Raw genomic sequence first — 15,979 nt, 5'->3', positions numbered from 1 at the left:
ACTTAATATTTTCTTTCGGTGACGTAATTTACTAAATCTTCCAAACCTTTCCGGAATTCATTGTCAGGACATTGTTGCAGTATATCCAAGGCTTCTTTTTTGTAGTCATACATCTTCTGAGTGGCGTACTCAATTCCTCCGGTACTTTTTACGGTTTCCAGCACCCATTCAATTTTCTTTTTGTCGTTATTATTGTTTTTTACAATGTTGATGATTTTTCTACGGGTAGACTGGTCGCAGTTATTAAGCGTATAAATTAGCGGTAGCGTCATCTTCTTTTCCTTGATGTCGTTTCCGGTAGGTTTGCCTACGTCTTCGCTTGCATAATCGAATAAATCGTCCTTTATTTGAAATGCAATACCGGTTTTTTCTCCAAAATTGCGCATAAGGTCGGCATATTCTTGATTTTGAGAAGAAGACCATGCTCCAGCACTACAAGCAGAAGCCAGTAGCGAGGCGGTTTTGTTGCGAATAATTTCGTAATAAATTTCCTCCTTAATATTCAGCGTGCGGGCTTTTTCCAGTTGGAGTAATTCTCCTTCACTCATTCTTCGCACAGCGTCCGTCAGGATATGGAGAATTTCGTAGTCATTGTTTTCCAGCGAGAGAATGAGGCCTTTAGCCAGTAGGTAGTCTCCTACTAACACCGATGCTTTGTTTTTCCATAAGGCATAAACCGAAAAAAAACCTCTTCTTTCCAGGGAGTCATCTACCACATCATCGTGTACCAGAGTGGCCGTGTGCAGAATTTCTACCAGTGATGCAGCGCGATAGGTAGATTCGGTGGTGGGTCCAAATAGCCGAGCGGATAAGAAAACAAACATCGGTCGTATTTGTTTTCCTTTTCTTTTCACGAGATATCGTAAAATGGAGTTTAAAAGCGGCGTGGAGCTATGTACAGCGTTTTTAAACCTTTCCTCGAAGCTCTCAAGTTCAGTTTTAATAAGTGAAACGGGTAAATTCATAATGTTAATTGTAACAAAGTAAGGGATTTATAAATATTTACGCGTTATTATTTTGTTTTATTTCTTGTTTAGTGCTCTCATTTGTGTACCTCAAATATTAATTTTTTTTTGGTTAAAATTTGTTTATTAAATAAATGGCTCTAAATTTGCTTCTTATTAAGAATAAGAAAAAATCATTTTAAATCTTAATCCTTAGTTATGACAAGCAAAAAGTACACATTACTTGCGGGCATTAGCTGCCTGATTGCGTCTGCCGGGCTTGCCCAGGTAAGTCCAACGCAACCATATACTGCCCCTCATCCAGTATATGGAACATTTTCTGTAACTGATCAAAATTATTACAACAAAAAACAACTGGCTCAGCACAATGAATTTTTGGTAGGGAACCAAGATTACCCTGGTAAACCTAAGGATATGTGGGAGTTAGGTATTAAGGGTGGATCTTTCTCTATTCCTTTAGCTGACGTTGATCCAAGATATTTACAGTCTTTCGGTTTCGGTGGACACATTCGTAAATCTTTAGGACATGTAATGTCTTTAAGATTAGAGTATGTGTATGGTGTAGCTAAGGGATTGAACTGGAGACCTTCTACTGGCTATAGAGCTGCTGGGCAAAAATCTCCATGGTATAATAGTTACCAAGGTTCTCCGGTTTACTACAACTATAGAACCAAAGCACAAGACCTGTCTTTACAAGCTTTATTTAACTTAGGTAACATTCGTTTCTACAAAAATCAAACAGGTGCTACTATCTATGCTTTAGCTGGTGTGGGTATCAATACTTTCCATACTGATGTTAACGCATTAAACGGAAACTCTCCTTATAACTTCCCTTCATTGGGTGATGATTATAGCAACCGTAAAGATCAAATTAAAAGAATTAAAGATCTGCTAGATGGTTCTTACGAAAGCCCAGCTGAAGTAGATCCTTCTAAAAAATGGAGTAAAACCTTTGCAGGTTACTTAACTCCTTCAGGAACAGTAGGTGCTGGTATCGCGTTCCGTCTGTCTCCTCGTGTAAATCTGGCTATTGAAGATCGTTTGATCTACACTGGTTCAGACATGCTGGATGGTGTACGTTGGAGCGAGCAAACCCCAGACTTAACTCCTGATAAAGACTGGTTCAACTACCTGTCTCTGGGTCTTAACTTCAACTTGGGTAACAAATCTAAGAGAGTTGAGCCTCTGTACTGGCTGAACCCACTGAACTACGCTTACGGAGAACTGCGTAGAGTACCTGAAATTGTTCTGCCTGACTCTGATGGTGATGGCGTAATCGATCAGTTTGACCAAGAGCAAACTCCTCCCGGTTGTCCTGTTGATACTCACGGTGTAAGCCTTGATACAGACGGTGACGGAGTTCCTGATTGTAGAGATAAAGAGTTGATTACTCCAACATATTGTCAACCTGTTGATGCTGACGGTGTAGGTAAATGTCCTTGTCCAGAAGGATGCGCTCCTGCAGTTCCTGAGTGCGCTACTCTGTTAGGTGCTTTACCAAGCATCCGTTTCGCTCCTAACTCTAACAAACTTTCTTCTGACGCTACAGCTGCACTGGCAACAGTTGCTGCTAAACTGAGAGCAAATCCTGGTTGTAAAGTAGTTGTAGTTGGATACTGCGCTGCTACTAAGCGTCAACAACAATTAAGCTGGGATCACGTAAATAAAGTGATTACTCACTTAGTTGAGAAAGAAGGAATTAGCAGTGACAGATTTATCTTCAGCTCAGGTCAAGAAGGTGGCGACTGCGATACAGTTGACATCCGTGCTGCTGCACCTGGTGAAGATGGACCTAACACTGTAGCTCCTCCTCATCCTAATCTTCGCAAAAACTAATACAACTTTTTGCTGTGATAAAATGGCCCCTCCTTTTGGAGGGGCTTTTTTTATGCACTATATGCACTATACTCAGCCATTAATAAGTCTTAATATCCTGCTAATGTACGGAGTGCTGATAAATTGATGATGTTCCAGAAATTGTAATCAATATCCTAGTTGTAAGTTTTTATTACGAGAGGGACGTGTTATTCTACATAGACAGTGTGGACTTAAAAGAGGCTAGGAGAAAGTCTCTTTTTTTAAGAGATGCTAGCTTCAGCTAGCCCGGATATGATTTTTAACTGGAGAAGGAAAAAGGTATAAGCAACTCGAAAAAGGATGTTATATTAGATTGATTGTATGTCAAGTACTTGGAAATTGTGTTTTAGGACTTATAGGAACATTCATTTCCCATACCCTAATGTTCTTAAATGAATATTAGTTTATGTGGGTGACCTTCCAATAAGCAGGGCGATGTTGTAAGATCTCTCTTTGAAAATGAAATGCGACACAGAAGTGGTATTTCGGTGTTGTATCATTAATTAGAAATGAGCAATAAGCTTAATAAGCTTAAGAGCCATCAATTATTAATCCTCCTCCATTTCACTGCGTATTTGATCGCTGATATTTACCAATACTTTGTCGATACGGTGACCGTCCATATCAATAATCTCAAAATCAAATCCATTCCAGCTGAGCTTGTCCGATACTTCTGGAATACGCTTTAGTTTGTGCAGAATAAAACCTGCAATGGTGTCGAACTCTTGTTCTCCTTCGTTCATCCAATCCGCTTTATCAAAGTAGGACAGGAAATCATAAAACGGAAGTTGACCATCAACCAGATAGGAGCCATCTTCGCGTTTAATAACTTCATATTCGTCATCATCTTGTTGAGGCATATCGCCTATAATAGCTTCCAAAATGTCCTTTAAGGTAATCATGCCTAGGACACTTCCGTATTCGTCTACAATGAAACAGGAATGGAGTTGCGACTCTTTGAACTTTTCCATTACTTTAAATGCTGTGTTGTTCTCCGGAACAAACAGCGCCGGTCGCATTATGTCTTTGAATTGAACATTATTTTTATTGACATATATATCCTTTAGGGAAACAACACCTTTAATGTTATCCAGCTCTCCATCACATACCGGATAGATCGAATGAGCGTCTTTTAAAATTTTCTCTCTAATGGTTTCTTCGGTATCGGTAATCTTAAACCATACAATATCACTGCGATGCGTCATCAGTGATGTAATATTTCTGTCGCTAAGATGAAATACACGCTCAATAATTTCCTGTTCGGTTTCTTCCAACGTACCTTGTTCCGCTCCCTCATTGATCATCGCCTTAATTTCTTCTTCGGTAACATGGGTTTGATCAGGTTTGATATTAAAAATCTTGCTAACAAAACCGGTGGATTGTGTAAGTAGCCAGATAAAAGGATAGGTTATCCAGCTCACTATTCGCATAGGAGCAGCTACAAATTTGGCAATTTGCTCAGGAGCTGCAAGACCAATGCGTTTGGGTATCAGTTCCCCAAATACTAGGGAAAAATAAGTAATAACGATTACGACCAGTGTAGTAGCAACCCCCTTACTATAGGGTGCCAGAAAAGGAATTTTTTCTATAAATACTACAATATCTCCGGTAATCTTTTCTCCTGAATAAATACCGGTCAATATACCAATAAGTGTAATACCGATTTGTATAGTGGAGAGAAAATGATCGGGATGATTGGCTAATTTCAGTGCTTCTGCGGCCTTTTTATCTCCTTTGTTGGCTTGAGCTTCCAGTCGCACTTTTCTCGCTGACACTAAGGCAATTTCCGCCATCGAAAATAGTCCATTGAGCAAAATCAATAAGGCTATTATGAATAGTTCCATTAAAATTTATAGTTAATTACTTATCGAAGATAGTAAATCCAAAATTCTTCTTGAATAAATACCCTCCGAGGCTACCAATCAGTATGCCCAACAGAGAACCACAGAGTACATCAAAGGGGTAGTGCACACCCACATAAATTTGAGCGAACCCGATGATCGCAGCCCAAATAAACAATACCCATGCGTATTTGATGTAAGAACTTAAAGTAGTATAAAGAAACGTGGCTACAGCAAAATGATTGATGGCATGATTGGATACAAAACTAAAGCCACCACTGCATCTACCTAATACCATACGCACTTTCCCAAGCATTTCAGGATCGTTGCAGGGGCGCAGGCGCTCAAATGTTTCCTTAAACAAGCGGGCTCCTACTAGATCGGCACAAGCCACAACGGCAAGAAAAAAGGCTAGCCACCACCATACCGATTTTTTAAAGTTGATAATGCCAAAAGCTACGATAAATAAATATAGGGGGCCCCAAAAGAAAGGATTTCGCATAAGGGGCATGATATCGTCGAAGAAATTATTGGCGAAACCACTGTTAATGTACTCAAATAATTGCCGGTCTGCTTTGACCAACCAGTCAGGAAAGGGGATATAACAATAACTGTCCATGGAGCACAAAAATACTAAGAACTCCTGCATTTAATGAGGGTCGGTTTTATAACTTGTTAAATTGTAATAAAATGTAAAGTTTTACAGTGCAACTTCATGTTTTTGTGCGTGCGACAGTCCACTAAATTTTTAACCCTGCAGCTACTAAATTTCTCTAAGTTTGTTATGTGTTAAGCAAGTTGCAAATCCCAAAAACTATTGTGTGGGTTATCAACATCATGATGATGTTGTGGGTGGTATTTACAGTGTTTCGGCTGGCGACATTCATTGCTTTTAAGCCTACGTCGCTAACGTTTAATCAATGTCTTCCTTCGTTTTTATTGGGTTTACATTACGACTTAAGATGGATTGCGCTTTTAGTACTACCGGTAGTATTATTTAGTATACGCCCTTCGCTTTCTCCTTATTATTCCGATCGGAATAAGCTTTTTTGGACTTGGTATCTTGCTGTGGTTATTTTCATTGTTTTGTTTTTTTTATTGCAGATTTTATCAGTTTTTCCTACAATGAAACACGTTTGGATGCTGGAGCCATAAATTTTGTGGAAGATCCCGGCATTTCACTGCATATGATTTGGCAAACCTATCCGCTGGTATGGATATTGGCAGGATTGGTATGCGCATTGATATCGGTGCAATGGGCTTTGAGTAAAACATATGGTCGCATCGAGGATACTATTCAAAACAAAACTGTTGAGTACCGAAAGGGGCCTTTTATCATTATGGCAGTGGTGTTAGCTGTATTTGTGTATGGTCGTGTACATAGTAAACCTTTAATGTGGAAAGACGCTTTTGCTTTAAAAGATGGATTTAAAGCTTATTTAGCATTAAATCCTTTGCAAAATTTTGTAGCTACTATGCGGTTGAGAAAGCCTGTACAAAATGAAAGTCAAGCCCGACAATACTTTCCCTTGATTGCAGATTTTCTACAACTTTCCGAGCCTGATGTTTTCAATTATAAAAGAACCATCGCTCCCCGAAGCGGTGCTTTGAAAAGCAAACCCAATGTAGTACTGGTTATTTGCGAGTCTTTTAGCATGTACAAAAGCACGATGAGCGGAAACCCTTTGAATACGACACCGTATTTCGATTCTCTATGCAAGCAAGGTATTTTCTTTGAGCGATGTTTTTCGCCGCATTTTTCAACAGCGCGGGGCTTATTTGCTATTATTACCGGAATACCCGATGTGCAGCTTTTCAAATTTTCTACAAGAAACCCCGCTGCACTGAATCAGAACACCATTATCAACAACTTTGAAAAATATTCAAAGCATTATTTTTTAGGAGGAGATCCAAAGTTTAATAATTTCGAAGGACTGTTGCAGAATATAAAAGAGCTGAAACTCCATACCGAAGAAAATATCCATGCTTCGCGATTGAATGTATGGGGCATCAGTGACAAGGATCTTTTTCTGGCAGCTAATGATGTATTTAAAAAAGAAAAGAAGCCTTTTTTCGCTATTGTTCAAACCTCTAATAATCACCGCCCCTATACCATTCAGGTTTCGGACACAGACTTTGTATCTATAACGGTATCTAAAGACTCATTGAAAAAATACGGCTTTGAATCCATGGAAGAGCTTAATGCTTTCCGCTATTCCGATTACTGTTTTAAAACGTTTATTGAGACAGCAAAAAAAGAAGATTACTTTCATAATACCATTTTTGTTTTTATTGGAGATCACGGAGTGGCGGGGAATGCGGATGCTGTATATCCTGAGGCATGGACGCAGCAAAGGCTCACCGACGAACACGTCCCTTTATTGTTTTATGCTCCCTACTTGCTGGAACCGCAAAGGCGAAGCGAAACAGTGTCGCAAATAGATGTTCTACCCACTATTGCCGGACTGCTAGCGAGGCCTTATGTGAATACTACATTGGGAAGAGATCTACTTCATCCTGCGTAAAATATGATATGGCTTTTATTACCAATACAGTAGGCAAGATTGGCGTGGTGACCAATGAGTTTTATTATACCAAAACGTTGGGGCTAGAAGATCGAGAAATGGTGCCTGTAACTGATGCTCCGGTATGGTATTCGAAAACACAGGCCGACTCAATACAAAATACTCTGGATCAATTAACTAATGCATTTTATCATACTGCACAATATCTCTTGCTAACCAATAAACAGCGCTAGCCGTTAAGCCTAGCGTTAAATATTTTCTATAAAGAACAATTAATACGAGCCAGCTACTTAATTTTGCAACCCAATTTTCAGTATTAAACTTAGGTAATATATGCCTCTTATAAAAAGTATTTCAGGAATTCGAGGAACAATTGGCGGAAAGACAGGTGAAACCTTATCTCCAGTAGATGTGGTGAAATTTACAGCTGCTTTCGGAACAATCTTAAAAAGGAAATCAACTGATAATAAACCAGTTAAAGTAGTTATTGGTCGTGATGGACGTATCAGTGGTCCTATGGTGAGTAGTCTTGTTCAAGCTACTTTGAGCGCCCTAGGCATCGATGTGGTAGATTTAGGTCCAAGCACTACTCCTACAGTAGAGATAGCGGTTCCTCTGGAACAAGCCGACGGAGGTATTATTCTTACCGCCAGCCATAATCCTAAAGAGTGGAATGCCCTCAAACTTTTAAATGAAAAAGGGGAGTTCATTTCAGCTGAAGTAGGACAAGAACTTTTGAAGATTGCAGAAGCAGAAGATTTTGAGTTTGCACAGGTAGATAAACTAGGTAAGATAATTCCTGACGACACCTATTTACAGAAGCATATTGATGCTATTTTGGCGTATCCACTAGTGGATAAAGATGCTATTAAGGCTAAGAATTTCAAAGTTGTTGTGGATGCCATTAACTCTACCGGAGCCATTTTTGTACCGGCCTTGCTCAAAGCATTGGGTGTTGAAGACGTGATAGTATTAAACAGCGAAGTAACTGGAAAATTTGCTCATAATCCCGAACCTTTACCACATCATCTCTCCGAATTGAGCAGCGTAGTGGTGAAGGAAAAGGCACACCTGGGTATAGCGGTAGACCCCGATGTGGACAGACTATGCTTTGTGTGCGAAGACGGCAGTATGTTTGGAGAGGAGTACACGCTGGTTGCTGTGGCAGACTATGTACTGTCAAAAAGAAAAGGAAATACGGTTAGCAACATGAGCAGTACCAAGGCGCTCAAAGAGATTACACTAAAGCAAGGCGGTGAATATTTTGCTTCGGCTGTGGGTGAGGTAAATGTGGTAAAGAAAATGAAAGAAGTGAATGCCGTTATCGGTGGAGAAGGGAATGGAGGTATCATTGTACCCGATTTTCATTATGGTAGAGATGCGCTGATAGGTATAGCCCTGTTTTTGTCTCATCTGGCGCACCATAAAGGCAGTATAAAATCATTAAGGGCTTTATATCCCGATTATTTTATTAGCAAGAACAAAATAGAACTGGAAAAGGGAGTGGATGTAAAAGCTATTTTTGATATGATAAAAAAGAAATATGCGAAACATCCTATTAATGATGAAGATGGGTTAAAAATTGAGTTTGACGATGATTGGGTGCATCTACGCACTTCCAATACCGAGCCGATTATCCGTATTTATTCTGAAAGTGATTTTGAGAGTAAGGCCAACAATATTGCCCATCGTTTGATGGAGGATATTAAAGAGGGTATGAAATAATACCTAAAATAGCTATTTCAGTTAAAAATACTATCTTTGCAACCCCTTAGCAAAATCTAAGGAAAGTGTTTTTATTATTTAATTAAATTTTAAGGGTAATGAACAATTATGAATTGATGGTGATTTTTACCCCGGTTTTAAGCGAAGATGAGTTTAAAGCTGCCCAAAAAAAGTATACCACTTTGGTAACTGAAGCTGGAGGCTCTATCGTTCACGAAAATCCATGGGGATTAAGATCACTGGCGTATCCTATCCAGAAAAAAACCACTGGTTTATACTGGGTATTGGAGTACAAAGCGCCATCCGACTTCAATGAAAAGCTGAAGATTCAGCTGTTACGTGACGAGAATGTTCTTCGTCATCTTTGCACTAAACTCGACAAATACGCCGTTGAGTATAATGCAAAAAAGGCAAGTGGCGTAAATACAGGAACCGAAAAAGCAGTGGAGGTTTAATACTATGGCAAAGAATGAAATTAAATACCTTACCGCCATTAGAAGCGACAAACGCGTAAAGAAATTCTGCCGTTTTAAGAAATATGGCATTCGCTATGTGGATTACAAAGACGTAGAGTTTCTGAAAAAGTTCCTGAACGAACAGGGTAAATTATTACCAAGACGTATTACCGGTAATAGCCTGAAATTTCAACGCAAAGTTTCCGCTGCTGTAAAGAGAGCACGTCAAATGGCCTTATTACCGTACGTTACAGATCTTTTAAAATAGTAGAGTAGTGCATGACCCTGTCATGGACTTTTCTAATGCATTAATTAGTAACCTTCCCTAATCCCGCTCTGACGGGTGACAGTCACCATCGATTGGGTAAAAGGGAGCTAAAAACAAAATCAATGGAAGTAATTTTAATTCAGGATGTAGATAATCTGGGTGCTGCTAACGAAGTAGTTACCGTGAAAAATGGTTACGCACGTAACTATTTGTTACCACGCAAGTTAGCCGTAGAAAGTACTCCTGGAAACAGAAAACAATTGGAAGAGCGGCTGAAACAAGCCAGAAAGAGAGAAGAAGCTTTACTGGCTACTATTAATGAAGTGATCAGCAAGCTGAAAGAATCTCCTGTAAAAATTGGTGCTAAAACCGGTACTTCAGGAAAAATATTTGGTAGCGTAACTAACTTGCAAATTAGTAGAGCCATTCGCGAGCAAAAGGGTTACGAAATCGACCGTAAAAAAATCACTATTCTGAATGAGGTAAAAGAATTAGGTACTCATAAAGCAGTAATTGATTTCGGAAACGGTCATTCTACCGAGTTAGATTTCGAAGTAGTTGCTGAATAATAAGTTAAGCAGAAATTCTAAGTAATTGAAACGCCCTGAAAGTTCAGGGCGTTTTTATTTAAGTTTTCAAAAATTAAATTAATTGACAATACCGCATAAAATCCACTATATTTGTAATAGATTAGGTGATTTTCAGTAATAAGGTTCCATGGTACGTTAATGTTCATCGGTCTTGTCTACTGTCTCACTTCTCTTTAATTTTTTAAATTTTTCACTAATGAACATTTACGTTGGTAACCTGAGCTGGAATCTTAATGATCAGGACTTAGAAAACTTATTTACTCCTCACGGTAGTGTATCGTCTGCAAAAATCGTTTTAGACAAATTCACCAATCGTAGCAAGGGCTTCGGTTTTGTAGAAATGCAGAACGATGAAGAAGCACAAGCCGCCATTGACGCACTGAATGGTACTGAAGTTGACGGAAGAAACATTGTAGTAAACGAAAGCCGTCCGAAAGAAGGAAATGGAGGTTATAAGAAAAGAAGTTTTGGTGGCAATAGCGGGGGCTTTAGAAAAGGCGATTTCCGCGGCCGTAACGATTATAATTATTAAGGAAATCCATTGTATGTCATTATATATGCAGAGGCTCACAGATAGTGAGCCTTTTTTATGCCCGTTTAAACAACTAAATTGTCTACATTTACGACAACTAAATAAAACTTTATTTCTATGAGATTAAAATTAACCCTAACCATTGCATTTGTGTCCTTAACCTCAGCTCTATTTGCTCAAAGTACTTATAAGCAGGCCATTGGAGCTCGAGTGAGCCCGGCTTCAAGTTATGATGTATTTGCAGCTTCTTATAAGGTTTTTGCAGTTGGCAATGGCGCATTTGAGTTTAATCTGGGGATTGGTGGAGACAGATATCATCATCATGAGCATCGCTATCGTTCCACTGCAGTGAGCGCTTCAGCTGCCTACCAGCACCACTTCGATATTAAACCTGTACCGGGGTTGAAATGGTTCGTAGGGGGTGGAGTAACTATACTGCACACCTCTTCTAAATTTGATGATTATAAAGGAGTAAGCGTAGGCTTATTCCCGACAGGAGGAGCCGATTATAAATTCCCCAAAATACCGCTGAATGTGTCTGCAGATTGGCGTCCGACATTTCTGGTGGCTAGAACGGATCAGTATGGTAGATTTATCGGAGACGGTTTTGGCGTCTCGGCTCGATACACATTTTAAGTATAATTTTTTTAAGGAAAATTAAGGCTGCCGGAATCTTCTGGTGGCCTTATTATTGTGAGATAGTTGTTAAATAAAAGAGATTTATGAATTTTATGTTACAACATTGATCTTGATAAAACTCAATGAGTTGTAGATTTTCAATAAATTGATAGTAGGAGGGTAGAAATTTTGAAATTTGTTAAAAAAAATAAAAAATACGAAAGTTTTCTATTTTTTGATGGGGGCTGTTTGTGTGTGACTTAATTATTATGTAACTTCGGACTGAATTTTCATAGGATAAGGTTTAATGGTTAATGGTTTTTGATGAAGTCCCCAACATTTCTTATGTTGGGGATTTTTTATTCCTTCAATACAACTTTTTGGCTGTCAACTTTTAATGTATAAGACACACCTATTTTCAGTGCATAGTTTTCTGGGTCGTGACTTACGGGAAAATTAAAACATACCGGATAGTCGTATTCTTTAATCAGATCGTAAATAATTTGTTGTACCTCGGCCCCAAATGGACGCTCGGTATCTCCAACTTCTGTAAAGCCTCCTATTATAAGGCCTGCAAGTTTGTCCAGCTTCCCACTGCGCTTTAATTGAAACATCATTCTGTCGATAGAATATTTCTGCTCACCAATATCCTCAATAAACAGAATACGGCCTTTGGTTTTTATCTCCGAGGGTGTACCGATGGTATTTACCAATAATGCCAGATTTCCGCCTACTATCGGCCCTGCTGCTTCTCCTTTTTTGTTCAGCACATGCGAGGAGCATGTATAATGTGCCGGTTGGCCTTCTAGAGCTTCTTTTAAAGATTGTACATAAGGACTGGTATAGCCTCCATCGTTGAAAGCTGCGGCCATGGGTGCATGTAACGAAGAAATACCGTAATTAGCATAAAGGTGACAATGAAAGATCGTTATATCACTGAAGCCAATCACCCACTTGGGTTTTTTCTTAAACTTTTTAAAATTGATTTTATCGATAATTCTCCCCATGCCATAACCGCCCCTGCCGAATAGAATGGCCTGTACTTCATCGTCATCGAGCATTTGCTGTAAATCTCGCAGTCGTTCTTCATCAGTTCCGGAGAAATAGGTTTCGGACTTACTACCCAGAGTGCTTCCTACTTTCACTTTGTAACCCCATTCTTCTTGCAACACCCGAATGCATTCGGCTGCTTTTTCAAAAGCCATATAGCCCGAAGGACATACAATACCGATGGTGTCGCCGGGTTTGAGATAGGGAGGTGTTTTAATGCCCATGCTGCCTTTCTTTATAATGATGGATAAAGTGCTTAAATTTCTTTGAGTGTAGTACCGCTTTCTGAAACAGAAAGCTCATATGGTACACCGCATTTGAGTGCAAAATTATCTATTTGATGGCCCACCGGAAACTCGAAACATACGGGGTAGCGATACTCCTTTACTTTGGAAGCTATAATCTCGTAAGTGGAATAACCAAAGTATTCGCCTGGGTCATCCTGTTTGGTTTTTAAACCGCCAACAATCAGCCCAGCTAGGTTGGTTAATTTACCGCTGCGTTTTAAATTCCAAAACATACGATCAACGCTGTACAAATACTCTCCGGTATCTTCTACAAACAATATTTTGCCATCGGTATTAATGTCTGAAACAGAACCGGCCAAGCTTTCAAGCGTTTTTAAATTACCCCCTACAAGTATGCCACGAGCTGTACCGGTGCGATTAAAGTTGTTAGACGGCGCCGAATACTGAATTTTTTCGCCGATTAAAGCTTTCTGAATGGAAAGGATAGTTTCTTTTTGCAAGGGACTGGCATCATCCCATACTCTTGGAAAGCTGTTACACATTTTCGAGTGAATAGTAGCGATGCCCAAATTCCTCTGTATGTGAGAATGCAAAACAGTTATATCGCTAAAACCAATAATCCATTTAGGATTGGATTTGAATTGGGTCCAGTCAATTCCGTCCACAATTCTTACAGCACCATATCCTCCTCGGGCACACATGATGGCTTTTACCTGTGGGTCGTCCAACATTTGCTGAAGGTCCTGCAGGCGCTCCGCATCGGTCCCGCCAAAAGTATAATTGCGTTTTCCGATGGTATACCCCACGCGTATTTTAAATCCCCATTGCTGCATCAGTGTGGCTGCGGGAATAATGTCTTCACGTGTAATGTAGCCTGCCGGAGAGGTTATGCCAATAAGGTCTCCAGGTTTCAAATAGGGAGGGATAATAGGGGCGTACTGCGATACTGACAGGGGAGACCTTGCTCCCACTTTCGAAAAGGAAAGGGATGCCAGCACCGCTGCGGCCGTGGTGATAAAATTTTTTCGGTTCATATTTGCTAAGATAGGAAAGTTGAAAAGTATAAAAGGTGTCATTATATGAAGCCGTTACAATAGTATTAGGTATGGGATACATATATTCTCATCACCTTACCTAATTATAGCTATTTTTGCAGGTTAATTAAAAGTTTTAGTGCGATTATGACTGATTATAAAAGAGTATTGGTAACTGCGGCTTTACCGTATGCCAATGGACCAATACATATCGGACACTTGGCCGGTTGTTATATCCCGGCAGATATTTATGTGCGTTATCAGCGCGCGCAAAAAAGAGATGTAATCTTTGTAGGCGGAAGCGATGAACATGGGGTGCCCATTACTATTCGAGCGATGAAGGAAGGTGTATCGCCTCAGGAAATCGTGGATAAGTATCATGAGTTGATCAAACATAGCTTCCAGCAGATGGGTATTTCTTTTGATATTTATTCCAGAACTACAAGTCCTGTACATCATAAAACAGCCTCTGACTTCTTCAAAAAATTATATGATGACGGCATTTTTGAAGAAAAGGAAACGGAGCAATATTATGATGAGAAAACCCATACCTTTCTTGCCGACAGATATATCACCGGTACCTGCCCGGTGTGTGGAAACGACGGGGCTTATGGGGACCAATGTGAGAAATGTGGTAGCTCCTTGTCGCCCGATCAGCTTATCAATCCTCGTAGTACACTAAGTGATGCTATTCCGGTAAAAAGAAAAACCAAACACTGGTATTTCCCATTACAGAAGTATGAAGACTTTTTAAGAAAATGGATTCTAGAGGGCCATACCGAATGGAAAAATAATGTATACGGGCAATGTAAAAGTTGGTTAGATAATGGCTTGCAAAGCCGCGCCATGACCCGCGACAGCAACTGGGGGATTAAAGTGCCGCTGCCCGATGCCGAGGGGAAGGTGTTGTATGTATGGTTTGATGCACCTATCGGTTATATTTCAGCCACAAAAGAACTAACCGATAAATGGGCCGACTATTGGTGTAAGGAAGATACCAAGCTCGTACATTTTATAGGAAAAGATAATATTGTCTTCCACTGCATCATTTTCCCGGCAATGCTCAAGGCTCACGGTAATTTCGTATTACCGGATAATGTACCTGCCAATGAGTTTTTGAATATCGAAGGAGATAAAGTATCTACCAGTCGCAACTGGGCTGTGTGGGTGCACGAATATATAAAGGATTTTCCCGGCTGTGAGGATGTGCTGCGTTATGTACTTTGTGCGAATGCGCCGGAGAACAAAGACAACGATTTTACTTGGAAGGATTTTCAGGATAGAAATAACAATGAGCTGGCAGCTATTTTTGGCAACTTCGTAAACAGAACCTTCGTACTCATGCACAAATTGTGTGGAGGGAAAGTGCCTAAGCTACACACCGATATTTTGGATGATTTGGACAGGCAGCTTATTGCCGATATCGAAGCTGCAAAAGCTAAAGTAGAAAATGCGTTGGAGGGTTTCCGATTCAGAGACGCTCTGTATGAAGTAATCGATCTCAGCCGCAAGGGCAATAAATATATGCAGGAAAAAGAGCCCTGGCAGGTAGTAAAAAAAGTTGCAGAAAATCCTGAAGCACAAAAAAGCATCGATAACTGTTTACATCTATGCCTGCAGCTAACCGCCAACTTAGCTATCTTAATCAACCCCTTCCTACCAGCCACTGCTAAAAAAATGCTGCATATGATGAAAGTGGTGGACCGAATACTGGATTGGGAAAATGCCGGCAAAATCAACCTGCTCAGCGTGGGATATGCACTGCGCGCTCCAGAGATTCTGTTTAGAAAAATTGAAGATGCTGAAATACAGGCTCAGATAGAAAAACTAAGAGCCGGCAGTGTGGCTGCAGAAGCAGCTCAAAAAGTGGCTGTTGCCACTCCGGTATCATCGACTCCAGCAGTAAAGCCGGTGATACAGTACGATGATTTTGCAAAACTCGATTTGCGCACCGGGACCATTGTAGCTGCTGAGAAAGTGGAAAAAGCGGATAAGTTATTAAAGTTGGAGATTGATTTGGGATTCGAAAAGCGTACCATTGTATCTGGCATTGCACAGCATTATGATCCCGCTACCATTGTGGGCAAAAGAGTTGTAGTAGTAGCCAATTTGGCTCCTCGAAAGATGCGTGGTATTGAGAGTAATGGAATGATTCTGATGGCGGAGGACGCAGACGGCTCGTTGCAGTTTATTGCCTCCGATAAAGAGGTTCAAAATGGAAGTATTGTAAGTTAGTTATTCTACAAAGCATATTTTACTAAAAGGTCGAAT

At 40.0% G+C, this 15,979-nt stretch carries 15 protein-coding genes; 10 read left to right on the top strand and 5 right to left on the bottom strand.

What is annotated here, in order from left to right; translation table 11 throughout:
* Positions 1–2: 2 nt before the first annotated feature.
* Positions 3–965 (bottom strand): polyprenyl synthetase family protein, encoded by a 963-nt coding sequence (locus tag PIECOFPK_RS01380; RefSeq protein ID WP_330974556.1) that lies wholly within the window; start codon positions 963–965, stop codon positions 3–5.
* Between the two features lie 198 nt (positions 966–1,163).
* Between PIECOFPK_RS01380 and PIECOFPK_RS01375 the strand changes: the two genes are divergently transcribed.
* Positions 1,164–2,801 (top strand): OmpA family protein, encoded by a 1,638-nt coding sequence (locus PIECOFPK_RS01375; protein WP_409966340.1) that lies wholly within the window; start codon positions 1,164–1,166, stop codon positions 2,799–2,801.
* A gap of 569 nt (positions 2,802–3,370) precedes the next feature.
* Here the strand turns inward: PIECOFPK_RS01375 and PIECOFPK_RS01370 are convergent.
* Both PIECOFPK_RS01370 and PIECOFPK_RS01365 read right to left on the bottom strand, forming a co-directional pair.
* Positions 3,371–4,666 (bottom strand): hemolysin family protein, encoded by a 1,296-nt coding sequence (locus PIECOFPK_RS01370; protein WP_330974554.1) that lies wholly within the window; start codon positions 4,664–4,666, stop codon positions 3,371–3,373.
* Positions 4,667–4,682: 16 nt separating this feature from the next.
* Positions 4,683–5,282 (bottom strand): phosphatase PAP2 family protein, encoded by a 600-nt coding sequence (locus tag PIECOFPK_RS01365; protein ID WP_330974553.1) that lies wholly within the window; start codon positions 5,280–5,282, stop codon positions 4,683–4,685.
* Positions 5,283–5,712: 430 nt separating this feature from the next.
* Here PIECOFPK_RS01365 and PIECOFPK_RS01360 point away from each other — a divergent pair, with 430 nt between their 5' ends.
* The 8 genes from PIECOFPK_RS01360 to PIECOFPK_RS01325 all read left to right on the top strand — a co-directional run bounded on the left by PIECOFPK_RS01360 (position 5,713) and on the right by PIECOFPK_RS01325 (position 11,394).
* Positions 5,713–7,188, top strand: a complete 1,476-nt coding sequence (locus tag PIECOFPK_RS01360; protein ID WP_409966339.1) for an LTA synthase family protein — start codon at positions 5,713–5,715, stop codon at positions 7,186–7,188.
* A gap of 8 nt (positions 7,189–7,196) precedes the next feature.
* On the top strand, positions 7,197–7,421 hold the full coding sequence (locus tag PIECOFPK_RS01355) for a hypothetical protein (RefSeq protein ID WP_409966338.1): 225 nt from the start codon (positions 7,197–7,199) through the stop codon (positions 7,419–7,421).
* Between the two features lie 100 nt (positions 7,422–7,521).
* Positions 7,522–8,913, top strand: a complete 1,392-nt coding sequence (gene glmM, locus PIECOFPK_RS01350) for a phosphoglucosamine mutase (RefSeq protein WP_409966337.1) — start codon at positions 7,522–7,524, stop codon at positions 8,911–8,913.
* Positions 8,914–9,011: 98 nt separating this feature from the next.
* A complete protein-coding gene (rpsF, locus tag PIECOFPK_RS01345) occupies positions 9,012–9,368 on the top strand; it encodes a 30S ribosomal protein S6 (protein ID WP_409966336.1) in 357 nt (118 codons plus the stop codon).
* Between the two features lie 4 nt (positions 9,369–9,372).
* Positions 9,373–9,636, top strand: coding sequence for a 30S ribosomal protein S18 (rpsR, locus tag PIECOFPK_RS01340; protein WP_330974549.1), 264 nt, complete (start codon positions 9,373–9,375; stop codon positions 9,634–9,636).
* Between the two features lie 122 nt (positions 9,637–9,758).
* Positions 9,759–10,205, top strand: coding sequence for a 50S ribosomal protein L9 (gene rplI / locus PIECOFPK_RS01335; RefSeq protein ID WP_330974548.1), 447 nt, complete (start codon positions 9,759–9,761; stop codon positions 10,203–10,205).
* A gap of 217 nt (positions 10,206–10,422) precedes the next feature.
* On the top strand, positions 10,423–10,758 hold the full coding sequence (locus PIECOFPK_RS01330; protein WP_330974547.1) for an RNA recognition motif domain-containing protein: 336 nt from the start codon (positions 10,423–10,425) through the stop codon (positions 10,756–10,758).
* A 117-nt stretch (positions 10,759–10,875) separates the two neighbouring features.
* Positions 10,876–11,394, top strand: a complete 519-nt coding sequence (locus PIECOFPK_RS01325) for a hypothetical protein (protein ID WP_330974546.1) — start codon at positions 10,876–10,878, stop codon at positions 11,392–11,394.
* 341 nt (positions 11,395–11,735) lie between these two features.
* Here the strand turns inward: PIECOFPK_RS01325 and PIECOFPK_RS01320 are convergent, their stop codons facing one another.
* Together PIECOFPK_RS01320 and PIECOFPK_RS01315 are read right to left on the bottom strand one after the other, a co-directional pair.
* Positions 11,736–12,650 carry an LD-carboxypeptidase gene (locus tag PIECOFPK_RS01320; RefSeq protein WP_330974545.1) on the bottom strand — a complete coding sequence of 305 codons (915 nt, stop codon included), beginning with the start codon at positions 12,648–12,650 and terminating at the stop codon, positions 11,736–11,738.
* A gap of 32 nt (positions 12,651–12,682) precedes the next feature.
* Positions 12,683–13,708: an LD-carboxypeptidase gene (locus PIECOFPK_RS01315; protein WP_330974544.1), complete on the bottom strand. Its 1,026-nt coding sequence runs from the start codon at positions 13,706–13,708 to the stop codon at positions 12,683–12,685.
* A gap of 147 nt (positions 13,709–13,855) precedes the next feature.
* Here PIECOFPK_RS01315 and metG point away from each other — a divergent pair, with 147 nt between their 5' ends.
* The gene (gene metG / locus PIECOFPK_RS01310; protein ID WP_409966335.1) at positions 13,856–15,943 is read left to right on the top strand and encodes a methionine--tRNA ligase; all 2,088 of its coding nucleotides are present in this window, start codon (positions 13,856–13,858) and stop codon (positions 15,941–15,943) included.
* Positions 15,944–15,979 lie beyond the last annotated feature (36 nt).

The organism is Chitinophagaceae bacterium C216, assembly GCA_028485475.2.
In the GTDB taxonomy this organism is placed as follows: domain Bacteria; phylum Bacteroidota; class Bacteroidia; order Chitinophagales; family Chitinophagaceae; genus Niabella; species Niabella composti.
This window is presented reverse-complemented; position numbering and strand designations above follow the sequence as displayed.